We start from the raw sequence: 15,289 nt of genomic DNA on the forward strand, positions 1-15,289 counted from the left end.
CGGTTCGTCAGTCGTCGCGGTCGTCGCGGTCGTCCTGGTCGGCGAGGTCGCTGAGGTCGCTGAGGTCGAGCCGGCGGAGGCGCTCGGGGTCGGCGAGGATGTCGATTTCCACGATCTTCCCGTGCGTGAGCGTGAAGCCCATGACCGAGAACAGCTGTCCCTCGGGAGCCGCGACGATACCCGCGGCTCCGTTGACCAGAGCCGGCCGTGCGTACTGGGCGAACCGCGAGAACGTGATCGCCTGCTCGACCACGGCCAGCGCACCGCGAACCACCTTCGACTCGCCCACAGCCGCCGCACCGCTGTCGGCCCGGAGCACCACATCCGGGTCCAGCAGCGTGAGGAGCGCCTCGAAGTCACCGCCGCGCGAGGCGGCGAGGAAGGCGTCGACCACCTCTCGCTGACGGGCGAGATCGGTGTCGGCAACCGGCGCCGCGCCCTGCACCCGGCGGCGGGCGCGGCTGGCGAGCTGCCTCGTCGCGGCCGGAGTGCGTTCCACGATGGAGGCGATCTCGTCGAAGGAGACGGCGAACATGTCGTGCAGGACGAAGGCGAGCCGCTCGGCGGGCGCCAGCGTGTCGAGGACCACGAGCAGGGCGAGACCGACCGAGTCGGCCTGCAGCGCCTCGTGTTCGGGGTCGACCGCCTCCGCGCGGCCGACGACCGGGTCGGGCACATACACGTCCAGCGGGTCCTCGCGCCGTGATGTGCGCGTACGCAGCACGTCCAGGCACACCCGTCCCACGACCGTCGTCAGCCACCCGGCGAGGTTGCCGATGTCGCTGGTGTCGGAGCGGCTGAGCCGTAACCAGGCTTCCTGGACCGCGTCTTCCGCCTCGCTGAGCGATCCGAGCATCCGGTAGGCGACCGCCCGCAGTTGGGGCCGCTCGGCTTCGAATCTCTCCGCCAGAAAATCTTTCTCGTCCATCGGTCACATTCTTCCGTCGAGATCCGTCAGAGGAGTGAAGAACGAAACCAGGTGGATACGAGGAGAGCAATCATGGAAGCACGTATGAGCAACCCCGCGGTGGTCATTCCCGAGGCCATGCCGGCCATCCTGAACGTGCTCAAGGCCACGAGGAAGGGCGGCGTGCCGGAGACGACGCTCGAGCTGGTGCACCTGCGCGCCAGCCAGATAAACGGCTGCGGCGTCTGCGTCGACGGGGGCGTGCGCAGCGCCAGGAAGGCGGGCGAAACGGACGAGCGGCTGTTCGCGGTGGCGGCCTGGCGCGAGACGCCGTACTTCACCGACGCCGAACGCGCCGCTCTCGCGCTCACCGAGGCCGCCACCCGGCTCAGCGACCGCTCCGACCCGGTACCGGACGCCATCTGGGACGACGCAGCCGACCACTACGACGAGCAGCAGCTCGCCGCGCTGATCCTGATGATCGGCGTCACCAATCTCTTCAACCGCCTCAACGCCACCACCAAGCAGGTCGCCGGCGCATCCTGGTAGCAGAGCCGCACGCCGTCACGCCGGGGGCATGCTCCGTCAGCAGGAGCAGTGCCCCCTATGACGGTCGGTCAGTGCCTGTCGAGTGCCTGACGAACCAGGAGCGGGCCAGGTCCGCGACCTGGTCCAGGGCCCCGGGTTCCCCGAAGAGATGCGTGGCGCCGGGGACGATCTCGAGCCGGTTCTCGCAGCGCAGCTCCGCCTGTGCGTGCCGGTTGAGATCGAGCACCAACGTGTCGTGGCCGCCCACGATGAGCAGTGTGGGCGCCCGTACGTCTGCGAGGTGCGGTCCGGCGAGGTCGGGCCGGCCGCCGCGGGAGACCACGGCACCGACGTCCGAGTCGGCCGAAGCTGCAGCCCGCAGTGCCGCCGCGGCTCCGGTGCTCGCCCCGAAGTAGCCGATCGGGAGGGACTCGCGGCTCCGCAGCCAGCGGGTCGCGTCCGCCAGCCGCTGGGCCAGGGTTTCGATGTCGAAGACGTTCGCCCGGTCGGCTTCTTCCGCCGGTGTGAGCAGGTCGAAGAGCAAGGTGCCCAGACCCGCCCGGTTCAGGGCCGTCGCCACGTGCCGGTTGCGCGGGCTGTGGCGGCTGCTGCCCGAGCCGTGGGCGAACATCACCACCGCTCGTGCACCGTCCGGAAGGGTGAGGTCCCCGGCCAGCCGGACCCCACCGGCGTCCACCTCGACCCCCGTGACCTCGGCTTCTGTGGCCCCGACGTCCGCGGCCTGCGCGAGCAGCGAGACGACTTCTTCGTCGGGGGTCTGGGAGAAGTCCTGGTACCACTGGCCGACGGCGGAGAACATGGCCGGCGTGGAGAGGCACACCACTTCGTCCGCCTTGGTGCGCAGCCAGGCGGCGGCGTCCGGTGGCGCCACCGGAACGGCCAGCACCACACGGCCCGCGCCCTGCGCCCGTACGACCTCGCAGGCGGCCGCCGCCGTGGCACCGGTCGCGATCCCGTCGTCCACGATGATCGCCGTCCGCCCGTCGAGTGCCACGCGCGGCCGGTCCTCGCGGAACCGCCGCGCCTGCCGTACGAGTTCCGCCTCCTCGGCGTGCTCGACCGATGCGAGTTCCTCGCGCCGGAGCCTGCCGCGGCGGACGATGTCGTCACTGATGACCCGCACTCCGCCTTCGCCGATGGCGCCGAACGCCAGCTCCCGGTGGTACGGGACGCCGAGCTTGCGGACCACGATCACATCGAGCGGGGCGCCGAGCGCCCGCGCCACCTGGAACGCCACCGGGACTCCGCCCCGGGGCAGCCCCAGGACGACGGGTTTCTCCTCCTGAAGGTGACGTAGCGCTTCGGCCAGGCGCCGTCCCGCGTCCGTGCGATCGGTGAACAGCACAGTGGTTCACCCCCAACCCAGGGGAGACAGGAACCACTCCCGCACCTCTTTCAAAATAACCCCATTTGCCGCTGCTGAGGAGGTTGGCGAGGTCCGGAGGCTACGGTCGTTCGTATGGAACGAATCGGCGCGGTCCTGATCGATATCGACGGCGTGCTCACCGTGTCCTGGAAGCCGCTGCCCGGCGCTGTAGCGGCCATGGAACGCCTGCGAGCCGCGGGACTCCCCCTGGCGCTGGTCACCAACAACACCTCACGGACCCGAGCCGTGATCGCCGCGAAGCTGTCCGGTGCGGGCTTTCCGGTCGATGTCGACGACATCCTCACGGCGCCCGCCGTCACCGCCGCGTACCTGCGCGAGCACTATCCGGAAGCCCGCTGCCTGTTGATCAACACCGGTGACGTACGGGCCGATCTCGCGGGCGTGACGCTCGTCGACGAAGGTGATGACGCAGCCCTTGACGTGGTGGTCTTCGGCGGTGCGGGCGACGAATTCAGCTATCCGGTCCTCAACCGTGCCTTCCGTGAGCTGCAGCGCGGTGCGCCGCTCGTCGCGATGCACCGGAATCTGTACTGGCGTACGTCGGACGGGCTCGAGCTCGACACCGGGGCGTTCCTCCTGGGGCTGGAACGGGCCGCCCGCGTCGAGGCGGAGATCACCGGCAAGCCGGCCGAGGCGTTCTTCGCCACCGCCCTGGCCCACCTCGGCGCCGACGCGTCGGAGACGATGATGGTGGGCGACGACATCGAGTCCGATGTACTGGCGGCCCAGCGCTGTGCAATCACGGGCGTGCTGGTGAAGACCGGCAAGTACCTGCCCGAGACGCACGAGGCGGCCGACGGCACACCGGACCACGTTCTCGACTCCTTCGCCGACCTGCCCGACCTGCTGGAACTCTGAAACGCCCGGCCTTGGCTCACGCCGAACCGCTCCCGCGCCTGTTCCCGCGCCCGCGCCTGTTCCCGCTGCCGTCGGAGACCAGTGCCGCGATCTCCGCGGCCGTCCACTGTCCCTCGGCCCCCGGGCAGCCCGCCAGATACTCGGCGGCCCGCAGCGCACTCCATCCGTGTGCCGCGACGACCCCCGCCACGAGATGCCGCAGATAGGCCGCAGCGGGTGGTTTCACCGCGACGTCTCCGACGCCCCACGGGGCCGTGAACGTCAGCACCGGACAACCGTCCAGCAGACCGGCGCACACCAGCGTCTCGTACCGCCCGGGGCCCGTCTCCGCGCGCCCCCGGCCGAGAACCTCCGTCAGATCGAGGTCCTGTCCCGGCGCCCGGTACATCTCCTGCGCTGCGATGTCGGAGAACTGTGCGGCTGTCAGCAAGTAGGCGCGGGCGGGAAGTTCGCCGCCGCCTTCGGGGTCGTAGAACGCTCTGCCGCCCGTCCACACCATCGACTCGGTGGCGAAGTACAGCAGCCCCGGCAGCATGACCGCCACCGAAGCCGCGGGCGGGCGGGAGTCCCGGCAACCGGCGAGGTAGTCGTTCAGCCGGTCAAGATCCATGTTGGAGCCGTATGCCGCGTACCAGACGCGAAGGACGCTTTCGCCGTATCCGTCGAGGGATTCGGGCCGCCGGGCACTGATCACGTGCTCACTCCGCAGGGACGTTGTATGCCGTGGCCTTCCACTATCCACGGCTGTCTCCACTGCGAGACCGCCGTCCCGTCGTGCGTCGATCACGCGTTGCATCTCAGACATGCCGCTCGGCCGGCGCCGGGCTGTGCGACGAGCCCGGCGCCACCACCTCGGAGGAGGGCGGCGGCGCATGTCGCGCCGCTCCGACCCCTCAGGTGCAGGTGAGCCTGGGTGCCGTCCAGTCGGCGTGGTCGTAGTTGATGCCGTCGCCGCTGTCGGTGACCACCACCCTGAGTTCCAGGCCGCCGGTGAGAGCCGCGGTGAGGTCTCTGGACGCGTCGGCGCCGGTGAGCCTGCCGCTGTCGGCGACCTTTGTGCCGTCCCGGTAGATCTGGAAGACCACCGACCCGTTCGCGCCCCCCGACTCGTCGTCGACGCCGACGCCGGTGGTCAGCGTCGTACAGCTGCCGCCGAGGTAGTACGTGATCGTGGAGCCCGCGTGGGTGCCGAGGCCCTTGGCGTAGGTGGTGCCGTTGACGGTGAGGGTCCTGCCGTCGCCCGCGGCCTGTTCGCCGTTGCTGCGGTCGCGTTCGACCGGGCCCCAGCCGTTGACCGCCGATGTCCACGACAGGTCGCTGAGTGCGTGTGTACCGGCGGCGGGGCCGTTGCCGCAGGTCAGCTTGGCGTCGGCCCAGTCGGCGTGGTCGTAGTTGATGCCGTCGCCGCCGTCGGTGACCACCAGCCTCAGTTTCGTACCGCCTGCGAGGTCGGCACTCAGCCGGCGGGGCGGGTCGGCGGCCGTGCGCAGCCCGCTGTCGGCGGCCAGCGCGGTGTCGCGATAGATCCTGAACACCGCCGAACCGCCCGCCGTCGACTCGTCGTCCACGCCGACATCGACGCTCAACGACCGGCAGCTGCCGCCCAGGTGGTACGTGATGTCGCTCGCCGCGTGGGTGCCGAGGCCCTTGGCGTAGGTGGTGCCGTTGACGGTGAGGGTCCTGCCGTCGCCCGCGGCCTGTTCGCCGTTGCTGCGGTCGCGTTCGGCCGGGCCCCAGCCGTTGACGGCCGATGTCCACGGCAGGTCGCTGAGCTGGTTGACCCCGGCCGGCGGCGGCACCGGAGCGCCCGGCGTCACGCGGTACATCACCGTGCCGTGGGCGGGCACCGAAGCGCTGATGGTGCCCGTGGTGGTGCTGGTCTGCTGGGACCAGAGGTCCTTGAGGGTGTATGAGGACGCGCCGCCGATCCCGATCGCCTCGACGGTCGTCGAGATTGTCCTCGTGGAGGTGGTCTCATTCGTGAGAGTCACCGAACGGCCGCCGTCCGCCAGGGGTTTGGACATCACCACCAGGCCGCCGGAGCTTGCCACCACCGTGCCCTGCTTGCCCAGGCTGTCCTGGTCGACCGCGATGACGTCGGTGTTCTTCAGGATCGCGAGGGTCGCGGGGGAGGCGCTGCGCAGATCACTGCCGATCAGCAGTGGGGCGGCCATCTGCGCCCAGAGGCTGAAGTGGGTGCGGTACTCGGTGTCGGTCATCCCGCCGTTGCCGACCTCGAGCATGTCCGGGTCGTTCCAGGCGCCGGGCTTGGCGTACGGCGCCGGCCCCTGGTTCTGGTGTGCGATGCCGATCATGCTGGACCAGGAATCGCTGATGTCCCCAGTGGTGCGCCAGGAGTTGCCGAGGTCCGGCGCCCAGTTCCAGGGCTGGTTCTCGCCCCACTCGCAGATGCTGTAGAGGATCGGCCGGCCGGTCGCCTTCAGTGCGTTGGCCATCGCCGTGTAGCGCTGCTTGGCGTCGGCGCCGGTGTTGTTGCAGTTGTCGTACTTGAGGTAGTCCACGCCCCAGGACGCCCACAGGTTGGCATCCTGCTGCTCGTGGCCGAGACCGCCGGGAAACCCCTGTACGTCGCAGGTCTTGGTGCCGGCACTGGAGTAGATCCCGAACTTCAGTCCCTTGGAGTGCACATAGTCGGCGACCGCCTTGATGCCGCCCGGGAAGCGCACCGGGTCGGGGACCAGATTTCCGGCGGTGTCGCGCGAGGGGAGTGCCCAGCAGTCGTCGATGTTGACGTAGGTGTACCCGGCGTTCTTGAGGCCCTGCGAGACGAAGGTGTCTGCGATGCCCTTGACCATCGCCTCGTTGAACTCGGCCCGGCAGTGGGTGGAGTTCCAGTTGTTGAAGCCCATCTGGGGCGTACGCGCCAGGCCGTTGTCGGCGGCCGGTGCCGTGACAGCCGTGACAGCTCGCGCGTCCGTGGCGACTGTGGCTGTGGCTGTGGCTGTGGCTGTGGTTGTGGCTGCGACTGCGGCAGCCGGGACGGCGATGAGCGCCCCGCCGCCGGTGAGCAGCGTGAGCGCGACGGCCACGACGGCCAGGCGCCCTCTCATGGTGTGTCGTTCGGTGTGCATATTCCGCTCCGGAGGGGGGTGAATGGCGCACAAACAAACGGGGGCGAACGAAAGCGACCACATCTCAGCGCCGCGTCAGGCACATGTCAATAGAACGGGCGTCAACTGCCCGTCAGGGAGCCGGGGGAAGCCGAGGAAGCCGAGGAAGCTGAGGAAGCTGAGGAAGCCGAGGGAGTCAGAGCCACCCGTTGCGGCGGAAGCTGCGGTGGACGACGAAGCAGGCGACGGCCATGACGACGAGGACGAGCGGGTAGCCGTAGGTCCAGTGCAGCTCCGGCATGTGGTCGAAGTTCATGCCGTACACCCCGCAGACCATGGTCGGTACGGCGATGATCGCCGCCCATGCGGTGATCTTGCGCATGTCCTCGTTCTGGGCGACGGTCACCTGCGCGAGATGGGCCTGGAGGATCGAGTCGAGCAACGCGTCGAACGACGTGATCTGCTCCGTGACGCGGGCCAGATGGTCGGCGACATCACGGAAGTACGGCTGGATGTCCTGGCCGACCGGCGGCAGCGACTGGGTGGCCAGGGCCTGCAGCGGCCGGTCCAGCGGCGCCACCGCGCGCTTGAGCTCCAGCAACTCGCGCTTGAGCTGATAGATCCGGCCGGCGTCGCCCCGGCCCGCCTGCTCGCTGAAGACGGCGGACTCGGCAGCGTCGATGTCGCTCTGCACGGCGTCCGCCACGGCGAGATAGTCGTCGACCACCTGGTCGGCTATGGCGTGGAGCACGGCGGCAGGGCCCTTGGCCAGCTGCTCGGGCATGGCCTCCAGGGCCTCCCGGAGCGGGCCGAGTGAACCGTGCCTGCCGTGCCGGACGGTGATCACGAAGTCGGTACCGGTGAAGATCATGAGCTCCCCGGTGTCCACCACCTCGCTGGTGGCGGTGAGTTCCTCGTGCTCGACGTAGCGGCAGGTCTTGAAGACGGCGAACAGCGTCTCCTCGTACCGTTCCACCTTGGGCCGCTGATGCGCGTTCACCGCGTCCTCGACGGCCAGCGGATGCAGACCGAACAGCTCGGCGACCCCGGCGAACTCCGTCTCGGAGGGTTCGTGCAGCCCGATCCACACAAAGCCGCGCCCGGTCTTGCGGACCCGCCGTACGGCCTCGTCGACCGGACAGGTCTCGGGCTGCCGTACGCCGTCCTCGTAGATCACGCAGTTGACGACCGTGCTGCCGAGCGGGGAGCGGGCCGGATGGCTCAGGTCCACGGTCTTGCGGGCGACGCGGCGCACCGCACGGCGGAGATTGCGGATCATCGGCACGGCGAACTCCTTCGGGCAACAACCGCCAGTGTGCCACCGGCCGCTGCCGGCCCGGCTGCGGCCCTCGCCCAGGTCGGCACAGGCCCTTGCTCAGACCGGCTGCGGCCCTGCTCAGGCCGGGATCGGCTCCGCTCCGTAGGGGGCCACGTTGACCGTGATCGTCAGCGGGTCGCAGACTGTTCGAACGATGGCAACCGATCAGATAGTGACCCTGCGGGGCGAGCAGGAACTGGTGCGCCGGGCCGGGCACCTGTTCACCGGAGCGCGGCAGGAGTTCCTGTGCGCGGCCGCGGACCTGCTGACCTGGTCGTCCGGAGTGAACGCCGCCTTCGCCGGGGGCAAGCGGCCGCCCCTGACGCCGGGCGGTCTGTCGATGCGCAAGCTGTACACCACGCAGGCGCTGGCCGACGCCGAATCCGAGCGTCGTCTGGTGAGGATCGCCGAGTCGGGCGCCCGGATACGGATCTGCGCGGGGCCGCTCGCCCGCGAGGCGATTGTCATCGACCGGCAGGTCGCGATCCTCGCCGGAACACCGGTCCGCGGGGTACGGACCTACACGGTGGTCCGGTCACCGGACGTCGTCGACGGTGTCAGATCGCTGATCCACGCGACCTGGGAGACCGCCGCCGACCTGGCCGACGTCCGGCGCACTCGACCTCCCGTACTCAACGATCAGGCTCGCGAGATCCTGCGGATGCTCAGCGCCGGACACACCGACGAGACGGCATCACGCCACCTCGGCATGTCTCTGCGCACCTACCGCAGACGCGTCGCCGAGCTCATGACGACGCTGGGCGCCACGTCGCGATTCCAAGCCGGCATCCGCGCCAGGGAATTCGGCGTCGGGGTCTGACTCCGCGGGCCGGTCGATCCGTCGAACGCCCCGCGGCGCACGTTCCGGCCGCGGGCATCCGACCGGTACCGACCGGTGCTGGTCAGCGGCTTGTCGCGGCTTTCGATCTGCCGTAGCCGGATTCATGTCACATCTGCTCGGGTTTCGTGGGTCACTCATACGACACGTCGCGACGAAGGAATGTGACCGATGAACGAGAACGAGGTTCTGGCGGAGCGCTTCGAGGAGCACCGGGCCCATCTGCGGGCGGTGGCCTACCGGATGCTCGGCTCGTCGGCCGAGGCGGACGATGCCGTACAGGAAGCCTGGCTACGGCTCAGCCGTTCCGACACCGGTGATGTCGAGAACCTGGGCGGATGGCTGACGACGGTCGTCGCGCGTGTCTCGCTCAACATGCTGCGCTCACGCAAGACCCGGCGCGAGGACCCCTGGGACGCCCACCTGCCCGAACCCGCCGTGGGCCACGAGGACACCGCCGACCCCGAGCACCAGGCGCTGCTCGCCGACTCGGTCGGCCTGGCGCTCCTCGTCGTACTCGACACGCTGGCGCCCGCCGAGCGGCTCGCCTTTGTCCTGCACGACATGTTCGCCGTGCCCTTCGACGAGATCGCCCCGATCGTGGAGCGCACTCCGGCCGCCACCCGGCAGCTCGCCAGCCGCGCCCGCCGGCGGGTGCAAGGAACGCCCGGGGTTCCCGAAACCGATGTCACCCGCCAGCGAGAAGTCGTCGACGCCTTCCTCGCCGCCTCACGCGGCGGCGACTTCGACGCGCTGCTCGCACTGCTCGACCCCGACGTCGTTCTCCGTACGGACACCACGGCCGCACTGTCGGGCGCGGGCGCCGCGCGCGGTGCCGCTGCCGTGGCCGACACCTTCGCGGGCCGCGCCAAGGCCGCACAGCCGGCGCTCATCAACGGCGCCGCAGGACTCGTCTGGGCCCCGGGCGGACGGCCGCGCGTCGTCTTCGGCTTCACGATCACGCACGGAAAGATCACCGCGATCGACATCCTCGCCGACGCCGAACGGCTCGGCGGGCTCGACCTGGAGGTCCTGGGCGACTGAGAAGCCGGCGCCTCCGGCTCCCCGGCCGCCGCCCCCGTGGCCGACCGGTCAAGGCAGGTCAGGCTGCCTGGATGAGTCCGATGGTGTTGCCGTCGGAGTCCTTCACGATGGCAGTCAGCTTGCCGCCACCGACATCCTGAATGTCCTGCACCGCTTCCGCACCCGCACCGAGGAGGGCGCTGACAGCACTCCGGATGTCGTCGACGTGCCAGAAGCCGACCGGGCCGGTCATTCCCTTGCTGTGGCCATGGGGGTCCAGACCGATGTCCTGGCCGCCGACCCTGAAGCCGACGTAGTAGGCCTCGTCCATGACGGGCTCCACACCCAGCAGCTCGCTGTACAGGGCCTTGGCCCGGGCGAGGTCCTTGACGGGGTAGATGATCGTCTTCATGCCTTCAGTCATGGCGTACTCCTCATGTCGCGGGTCTCATCAGCTTTGACGGAGTCCGGTCCGTCACTGGGCTGACCCGCCGCGCCGGAGGAATGTGACCGCTGGAAGGCACAAGAATTTCCGTCCACCCGGCGCAGCGCGACCGGGACCCGCGGCACGGCTCAGCGGCGCGATGCTTCAGCGCGCGGGTTGGCGGTCGGCTGGTTAGCGTGAAAAACCGCATCAGTCGTCGAGCGGGAGAGAGTCGGATCATGGCCGCGCAACCTGAGGGCATGCCGTGCTGGGTCGATGCGATGTACCGAACACGGCGGGGTGCTGCGGTTCGGGCCGATGGACAGTCCGTTCGGCCGGTTCGCGGCGCTGAGCGACCCGCAGGGCGCGGCGTTCTCCGTCATCGACATGACGACGACCGAGGGCGAGATGCCCAAGACTTCCGATGTGACCTGACGGTGGGACCTGAGCGGCCGAGGCCCCGGGCAGGTCGGCTGAACCTTCCTGCCCCTGCGCCGAGTTGGGGACGCCCTGACTCCGGCACATTAACCCTGGCAGGAAGCCCCGGGCCGTCGGCCCGGGCTTCCTGCCGGCGCGAGGGAAGGCCCTATTCGCCGATGCGCACCACCGCGAACGTGATGTTGTCAGGCCCGCCCGCCTCGATGGCGGCCTTCCACAACTCGTAGGCGGCCCTGTCGTCGTCGTGCACCCGCAGCAGGTTCTCGATCGCATCGTCCGGCACCGGGTCGGTCAGCCCGTCGGTGCAGATCAGGTAGCGATCGCCCGTGGACACCGGGGCGGCGGTTGTGTGCGCCGTGATGGCGCTGAACATGGGGCTGCCGCCGAGTGTCTGTGTGACGGCTGACGTGGTGCGCCGCCCAGGTGCCGGGGGCGGGCTGTCGTCCACGCTCACCTGGCGAAGTCCGTCCTCAGTCACGTGGAACACTTTGCTGTCGCCGACATTGAACGTCAGCAGCGAATCCGCCAACACGACGACGCCCGCGACCGTGGTTCCCATGGTGACCCGCTCAGGAAACCCGTCGGTCGCCGCATACACCGCGCGATTGCAGAGGTCCAGAACGTCACGGACTGCTTGCTCGCCGTCCAAGGCAGGCCCGAGCGAGGCGAGTTGGCGGACGACCAGTGAACTGGCCACTTCGCCGGCCGGCTGCCCGCCGAGCCCGTCGGCGACCGCGACGACGAGCGGTGTGCCGACGGGGAACAGCAGCGTCTGGGGACTCTCGGTCACGGTGCCGCACAGCGTCCACGGTCCGACGACGAGGCTGTCCTCGTTGTGATCCCGGATCAGCCCGTCATGGCTCAAAGCGGTCACAGCTATGTACGGCACCGGCGTTTCCCGCCCTTCCGCAACGGCAGGTGTGTCCCTCACCACCATTGTGACGCCGCGAGAGTACCGGTCGCAGTGCCTGGGCTCCGCGGAAGCGGTTCAGGGCGCCGTGAAGAGTGTCGGGAAGCGGGGAGCGAGCCAGGGCTTGCGGCCCCAGGTGAGGACGCGGCCCCGGGCCATTGCGCCCCACGGCTCGCAGCGGCCGAGCGCCATGAGCAGGAAGGTGACCGGCTCGGTGAGGATGGTGCAGTCCGGCCGGCTCGGCGGCTGCGCGCTCACGGCCACGGCGCCGTCGGTGAAGGTGACGCCGAAGCGGGCGCCGCCCCACAGGCGGATCGTGTAGCGGGCGGTCAGCCCAGCGGTGGTGGCGGTGTCGACCACCCGTGGCATGGCCGTGATCAGGAAGGGCAGGGTCAGCTCGACCCGGGCGCGGTCGATCATGTGCGGGCGGCCCAGCGCGCGGGCGAGGTCGTAGCCGTGCCCGAGCATGTGCGCCAGCAGGTACGAGCCCAGTTCGGCCCGGCTCATCGGGCCCAGCGGGGTGAACACAGTCCCCTCCACCGTGCGCTGGTCCACCGCCTCGATGAACGCGGCAGCATGCTCCACGATCATCCCGGCCAGCGGATCGGCCGCGCGCTCGTCGAATTCGGCGAGCGCGCGCTCGTTGGCCTCGGCCAGGCTCTGCGCGGTGCCGTCCCCGTAGCTGCGCTCGTGCCCTGCGGCGATATCGGCCATCAGCTCATTGGCCTGGGCCAGATGCGCTGCCGCCGCCCCGACGCTCCACTCCGACCCGGGTACCGGAACACCTGTGTCGGGAACCCCGCGCAGCAGCGCGGCGATCTCCTCGGCGGTGTCGCGTATCGCGTCACCGAGTCCCTCGGGCAGAGTGCCTCGTACTTCCTGCCCAGCCACTGGTGCCACGACTCTCCCATCGTCACCCTCGTACCCACAGCGGATACGCAGCCCGTCGGCGAACCTGTTCGAGATCGCCCGGGTAGACAACCAGGCAAAGAGAGCTGCGACAAGAGCTTGGGCAGCAAACCGGACGGATGCGGTCCGGGGTCACGTCGGCGACCCCGGCCGAGGCGCCTTGCTAACGCGAAGCGCCGGGCGCAATCTGGGGGTATGGGTGCTCAAGAGGGCCCAACGCTCATCACTTCCGTGCAGCGAGCCTTCCGCTTGATGGAAGCCGTGGGGGCACACGAGGGCGGCGTACCGGCGAAGCAGCTGGCGCGCGAGGTAGGGCTGCCCCTGGCCACCACGTACCACCTGCTCCGGACGATGGTCAACGACGGGTATCTACGGAAGCTGGACGACGGCGGGTTCGTCATCGGGGACAAGCTGCACGTGCTGCATGCCGGAAGCCGTGGGCAGGCGCTGCTCACGCGCATCCGTCCCACGCTCGCCGCTCTGCGGGACGAGATTTCGGCGGCCGCCTATCTGACCTTCTACGAGGACGGCGAGATCCGGGTCGCCGAGATCGTCGACAGCCCCCGGGCACCACGGGCCGACCTCTGGGTGGGATTCGAGGACGCCGGGCACGCCACGGCGCTGGGCAAGTGCGTTCTGCGTGAGCTGGACGACGACTCCCGCGGCGACTACCTCTCCCGGCACCGTCTCGCCGATCTCACGCCACGGACGATCACCCACCGTTCCGAACTGCTCCGACGGCTCGATTCGTCACCCGCCACCCCGGCCGTCCTGGACCTGGAGGAGTACTCCCTCGGTACGGTCTGCGTCGCCGTGCCCGTATACAGCGGTCAGACACTCGGCTCGCTCGGTGTCTCCGTCCGGGCGGACCGGCTCTCCCGAATCGATCAAGTCCTCGCGCAGCTGATCCCGGCAGCGAATCGCGTGACCAGGGGCCTTTCACTCACTATCTGAAAACCCTGCCCTTGTGACCCACCCGCTTATACCTGTTTCCTGGACAAACCGGGCCATTCAGGCCTCACCAACGGATCAGGGAGTTGCGGACGCGAACATGATTCAGACCCGAGACGATCAGCGCGACCGCCCACGGATCTGGAAGCTCACCAAGCGGACCGCCGGCACCGGTGCACCGGCCGGGCCGGACGACAGCCCGGGGGAAATCCTGGCCTCGGGGGCAACGAAGCTGGACCAGCCGCGCACCGCCGCCCTCCTCGCCGGCGCGCCCGCGCTGATCGTCTTTGCGGTTGCGCTCCTCGCCCTCATCAGCGGAGCCGGGGCGACCTGGTTGCCGCTGCTCGCCGTCGGACCCACGCTGGCCGCCGCCACCAGCAGGCCGGCGGGAGTCCTCCGTATCGGCTTCATCGCCGTGGCACTGGGCGCGGTGTTCGGCGTACGCGGCGGTGCGCCGGGCCGTGAGCAGGCAATCGTGCTGTCCGCACTGGTCGCCGTCACCCTCGCGGGCAGCCTGGCCAGCGCGCTGCGCGGGCGTCGCGAACGGGTGCTGGAAGCCGTCCGCTCAGTCGCCGAGGCTGCCCAGCACGCCCTCCTCAAGCCCGTGCCTGCCACGGTCGGGCAGTTCCAGGTGGCTGTCCGCTACAGCGCCGCCGCGGCGGAGGCCCGAATCGGCGGGGACCTCTACGCGCTCGTGCCCACCCCTCACGGGATCAGGCTGATCGTCGGAGATGTGCGCGGCAAAGGGCTGCCCGCGGTGAGCACCGCCGCGCTGGTGCTCGGTGTCTTCCGCGAGGCCGCCTATGACGAGCCGGATCTCCTGGATGTCGTCGGCAGGATCGAGCGGAGCCTGGCGCGCAACCTTGGTCCCGACGACTTCGTCACCGCCGTTGTCGCCGGGTACGCCGGGGCCGAGCGCATGGAGATAGTCAACTGCGGACACGCCCCTCCGCTGCTGGTTCGCGGATCCGACGTCAGGGCTGTCGAACCGACCCATCCGGCTCCGCCGCTCGGGCTGAACGCCCTCACCGGTGAGACCCCGAGCCTTCAGGTGCTGACTTTCACCGACGGAGACCAGTTGCTTCTCTACACCGACGGGGTGACCGAGGCCCGCAACCACAGTCGTGAGTTCTACCCGCTCATCGAACGGGTGGCACGGCATGTGTCGGACGAGCCGGCCCGTACCGTCGCCGCGCTGCACAACGAGCTGCTCGCGCACGTGGGCGGCCACCTCCACGACGACGCGGCGCTGCTTCTGCTCCGCAAGCCGGCCGTTGACCGAATCCCGGTCGGCCCGTGTGCGGCGGTTCAGGGCGCGTCCACAGAAGCGATGACGCGTCAGGCGCCGGGTGCGCGGTAGTCCACCTTCTGGCGGACCGCCTCGTCGATCTCCTCGGGCGTCAGCAGCACGACCATGCTCGTGCGCACGCCGCCGGCCGCCGACACGACGAGACCCAGGGCCGCGGCGGAGGCGTTGCTCGGCAGGTCCACCGTGACATAGATGTCCTCCTCGCCGAATGCCCAGTACATCGATTCGAGCTGACCCCCCAGGCTCTGGACCATGCGTCCGACGACCTCACGGCGCGCCGTACCGCCTTCCTTGAGCAGGCCCTTCAGCCCATCCACGGTCAACCTGGCTCGGACAAGGTATTTCGACATCGGCCTCCGCCTTTCACACGGTGCGTCCATCGTCGCCCTGCGTCAGC

General features: G+C 69.6%; 15 protein-coding genes and 2 pseudogenes. 7 read left to right on the forward strand and 10 right to left on the reverse strand.

Translation table 11 applies throughout. The features are described from left to right. Nucleotides 1–7 precede the first annotated feature (7 nt). Nucleotides 8–928: an RNA polymerase sigma factor SigJ gene (gene sigJ / locus OG735_RS22305; protein WP_327324941.1), complete on the reverse strand. Its 921-nt coding sequence runs from the start codon at nucleotides 926–928 to the stop codon at nucleotides 8–10. A 72-nt stretch (nucleotides 929–1,000) separates the two neighbouring features. Between sigJ and OG735_RS22310 the strand changes: the two genes are divergently transcribed. Further along, nucleotides 1,001–1,456: a carboxymuconolactone decarboxylase family protein gene (locus OG735_RS22310; RefSeq protein WP_327324942.1), complete on the forward strand. Its 456-nt coding sequence runs from the start codon at nucleotides 1,001–1,003 to the stop codon at nucleotides 1,454–1,456. A 55-nt stretch (nucleotides 1,457–1,511) separates the two neighbouring features. Here the strand turns inward: OG735_RS22310 and OG735_RS22315 are convergent, their stop codons facing one another. Next, nucleotides 1,512–2,801 (reverse strand): alpha/beta family hydrolase, encoded by a 1,290-nt coding sequence (locus OG735_RS22315; protein ID WP_327324943.1) that lies wholly within the window; start codon nucleotides 2,799–2,801, stop codon nucleotides 1,512–1,514. Between the two features lie 114 nt (nucleotides 2,802–2,915). Here OG735_RS22315 and OG735_RS22320 point away from each other — a divergent pair, with 114 nt between their 5' ends. Next, nucleotides 2,916–3,701: an HAD-IIA family hydrolase gene (locus OG735_RS22320; RefSeq protein ID WP_327324944.1), complete on the forward strand. Its 786-nt coding sequence runs from the start codon at nucleotides 2,916–2,918 to the stop codon at nucleotides 3,699–3,701. A 16-nt stretch (nucleotides 3,702–3,717) separates the two neighbouring features. Here the strand turns inward: OG735_RS22320 and OG735_RS22325 are convergent, their stop codons facing one another. From OG735_RS22325 to corA, 4 genes and pseudogenes are all read right to left on the reverse strand, one after another. Further along, a complete protein-coding gene (locus OG735_RS22325) occupies nucleotides 3,718–4,395 on the reverse strand; it encodes a histone deacetylase (protein ID WP_442812467.1) in 678 nt (225 codons plus the stop codon). A gap of 199 nt (nucleotides 4,396–4,594) precedes the next feature. Beyond that, nucleotides 4,595–5,062 carry an NPCBM/NEW2 domain-containing protein gene (locus OG735_RS22330; protein ID WP_327328417.1) on the reverse strand — a complete coding sequence of 156 codons (468 nt, stop codon included), beginning with the start codon at nucleotides 5,060–5,062 and terminating at the stop codon, nucleotides 4,595–4,597. After that, a pseudogene (locus OG735_RS22335) lies at nucleotides 5,054–6,793 on the reverse strand (NPCBM/NEW2 domain-containing protein); the annotation flags it as partial. The gene OG735_RS22330 and the pseudogene OG735_RS22335, both read right to left, overlap by 9 nt. A gap of 175 nt (nucleotides 6,794–6,968) precedes the next feature. Then, on the reverse strand, nucleotides 6,969–8,051 hold the full coding sequence (gene corA, locus OG735_RS22340) for a magnesium/cobalt transporter CorA (protein WP_327324945.1): 1,083 nt from the start codon (nucleotides 8,049–8,051) through the stop codon (nucleotides 6,969–6,971). A 193-nt stretch (nucleotides 8,052–8,244) separates the two neighbouring features. Here corA and OG735_RS22345 point away from each other — a divergent pair, with 193 nt between their 5' ends. After that, nucleotides 8,245–8,910, forward strand: coding sequence for a DNA-binding response regulator (locus tag OG735_RS22345; protein ID WP_327324946.1), 666 nt, complete (start codon nucleotides 8,245–8,247; stop codon nucleotides 8,908–8,910). A 189-nt stretch (nucleotides 8,911–9,099) separates the two neighbouring features. Continuing rightward, nucleotides 9,100–9,972, forward strand: coding sequence for a sigma-70 family RNA polymerase sigma factor (locus OG735_RS22350; RefSeq protein ID WP_327324947.1), 873 nt, complete (start codon nucleotides 9,100–9,102; stop codon nucleotides 9,970–9,972). Between the two features lie 58 nt (nucleotides 9,973–10,030). Here the strand turns inward: OG735_RS22350 and OG735_RS22355 are convergent, their stop codons facing one another. Then, nucleotides 10,031–10,375 (reverse strand): VOC family protein, encoded by a 345-nt coding sequence (locus OG735_RS22355; RefSeq protein ID WP_327324948.1) that lies wholly within the window; start codon nucleotides 10,373–10,375, stop codon nucleotides 10,031–10,033. Between the two features lie 285 nt (nucleotides 10,376–10,660). Between OG735_RS22355 and OG735_RS22360 the strand changes: the two are divergent. Continuing rightward, nucleotides 10,661–10,810 (forward strand): annotated as a pseudogene (locus OG735_RS22360) (VOC family protein); the annotation flags it as partial. 151 nt (nucleotides 10,811–10,961) lie between these two features. On the opposite strand, the gene OG735_RS22365 reads toward OG735_RS22360, so the two are convergent. Both OG735_RS22365 and OG735_RS22370 read right to left on the reverse strand, forming a co-directional pair. Next, nucleotides 10,962–11,702: a PP2C family protein-serine/threonine phosphatase gene (locus tag OG735_RS22365; protein ID WP_327324949.1), complete on the reverse strand. Its 741-nt coding sequence runs from the start codon at nucleotides 11,700–11,702 to the stop codon at nucleotides 10,962–10,964. A 99-nt stretch (nucleotides 11,703–11,801) separates the two neighbouring features. Next, entirely contained in the window at nucleotides 11,802–12,623 is an 822-nt protein-coding gene (locus tag OG735_RS22370; RefSeq protein ID WP_327324950.1) for a maleylpyruvate isomerase family mycothiol-dependent enzyme, read from the reverse strand. 204 nt (nucleotides 12,624–12,827) lie between these two features. Here OG735_RS22370 and OG735_RS22375 point away from each other — a divergent pair, with 204 nt between their 5' ends. Then, complete coding sequence (locus OG735_RS22375) at nucleotides 12,828–13,586, forward strand: IclR family transcriptional regulator (protein ID WP_327324951.1); 759 nt, start codon at nucleotides 12,828–12,830, stop codon at nucleotides 13,584–13,586. 97 nt (nucleotides 13,587–13,683) lie between these two features. Next, nucleotides 13,684–14,943: a PP2C family protein-serine/threonine phosphatase gene (locus OG735_RS22380; protein ID WP_327324952.1), complete on the forward strand. Its 1,260-nt coding sequence runs from the start codon at nucleotides 13,684–13,686 to the stop codon at nucleotides 14,941–14,943. Here the strand turns inward: OG735_RS22380 and OG735_RS22385 are convergent. After that, nucleotides 14,922–15,242 carry a GYD domain-containing protein gene (locus tag OG735_RS22385; protein WP_327324953.1) on the reverse strand — a complete coding sequence of 107 codons (321 nt, stop codon included), beginning with the start codon at nucleotides 15,240–15,242 and terminating at the stop codon, nucleotides 14,922–14,924. The two genes, OG735_RS22380 and OG735_RS22385, sit on opposite strands and share 22 nt — an antisense overlap. Nucleotides 15,243–15,289 lie beyond the last annotated feature (47 nt).

The sequence above is a fragment of the Streptomyces sp. NBC_01210 genome, from assembly GCF_036010325.1.
GTDB lineage: Bacteria > Actinomycetota > Actinomycetes > Streptomycetales > Streptomycetaceae > Streptomyces.

Coding starts and splice junctions, on each gene's coding strand:
- sigJ (WP_327324941.1), bottom strand. CDS start 928: ATGGACGAGAAAGATTTTCTGGCGGAGAGATTCGAAGCCGAGCGGCCC.
- OG735_RS22310 (WP_327324942.1), top strand. CDS start 1,001: ATGGAAGCACGTATGAGCAACCCCGCGGTGGTCATTCCCGAGGCCATG.
- OG735_RS22320 (WP_327324944.1), top strand. CDS start 2,916: ATGGAACGAATCGGCGCGGTCCTGATCGATATCGACGGCGTGCTCACC.
- corA (WP_327324945.1), bottom strand. CDS start 8,051: ATGATCCGCAATCTCCGCCGTGCGGTGCGCCGCGTCGCCCGCAAGACC.
- OG735_RS22345 (WP_327324946.1), top strand. CDS start 8,245: ATGGCAACCGATCAGATAGTGACCCTGCGGGGCGAGCAGGAACTGGTG.
- OG735_RS22350 (WP_327324947.1), top strand. CDS start 9,100: ATGAACGAGAACGAGGTTCTGGCGGAGCGCTTCGAGGAGCACCGGGCC.
- OG735_RS22355 (WP_327324948.1), bottom strand. CDS start 10,375: ATGACTGAAGGCATGAAGACGATCATCTACCCCGTCAAGGACCTCGCC.
- OG735_RS22375 (WP_327324951.1), top strand. CDS start 12,828: ATGGGTGCTCAAGAGGGCCCAACGCTCATCACTTCCGTGCAGCGAGCC.
- OG735_RS22380 (WP_327324952.1), top strand. CDS start 13,684: ATGATTCAGACCCGAGACGATCAGCGCGACCGCCCACGGATCTGGAAG.
- OG735_RS22385 (WP_327324953.1), bottom strand. CDS start 15,242: ATGTCGAAATACCTTGTCCGAGCCAGGTTGACCGTGGATGGGCTGAAG.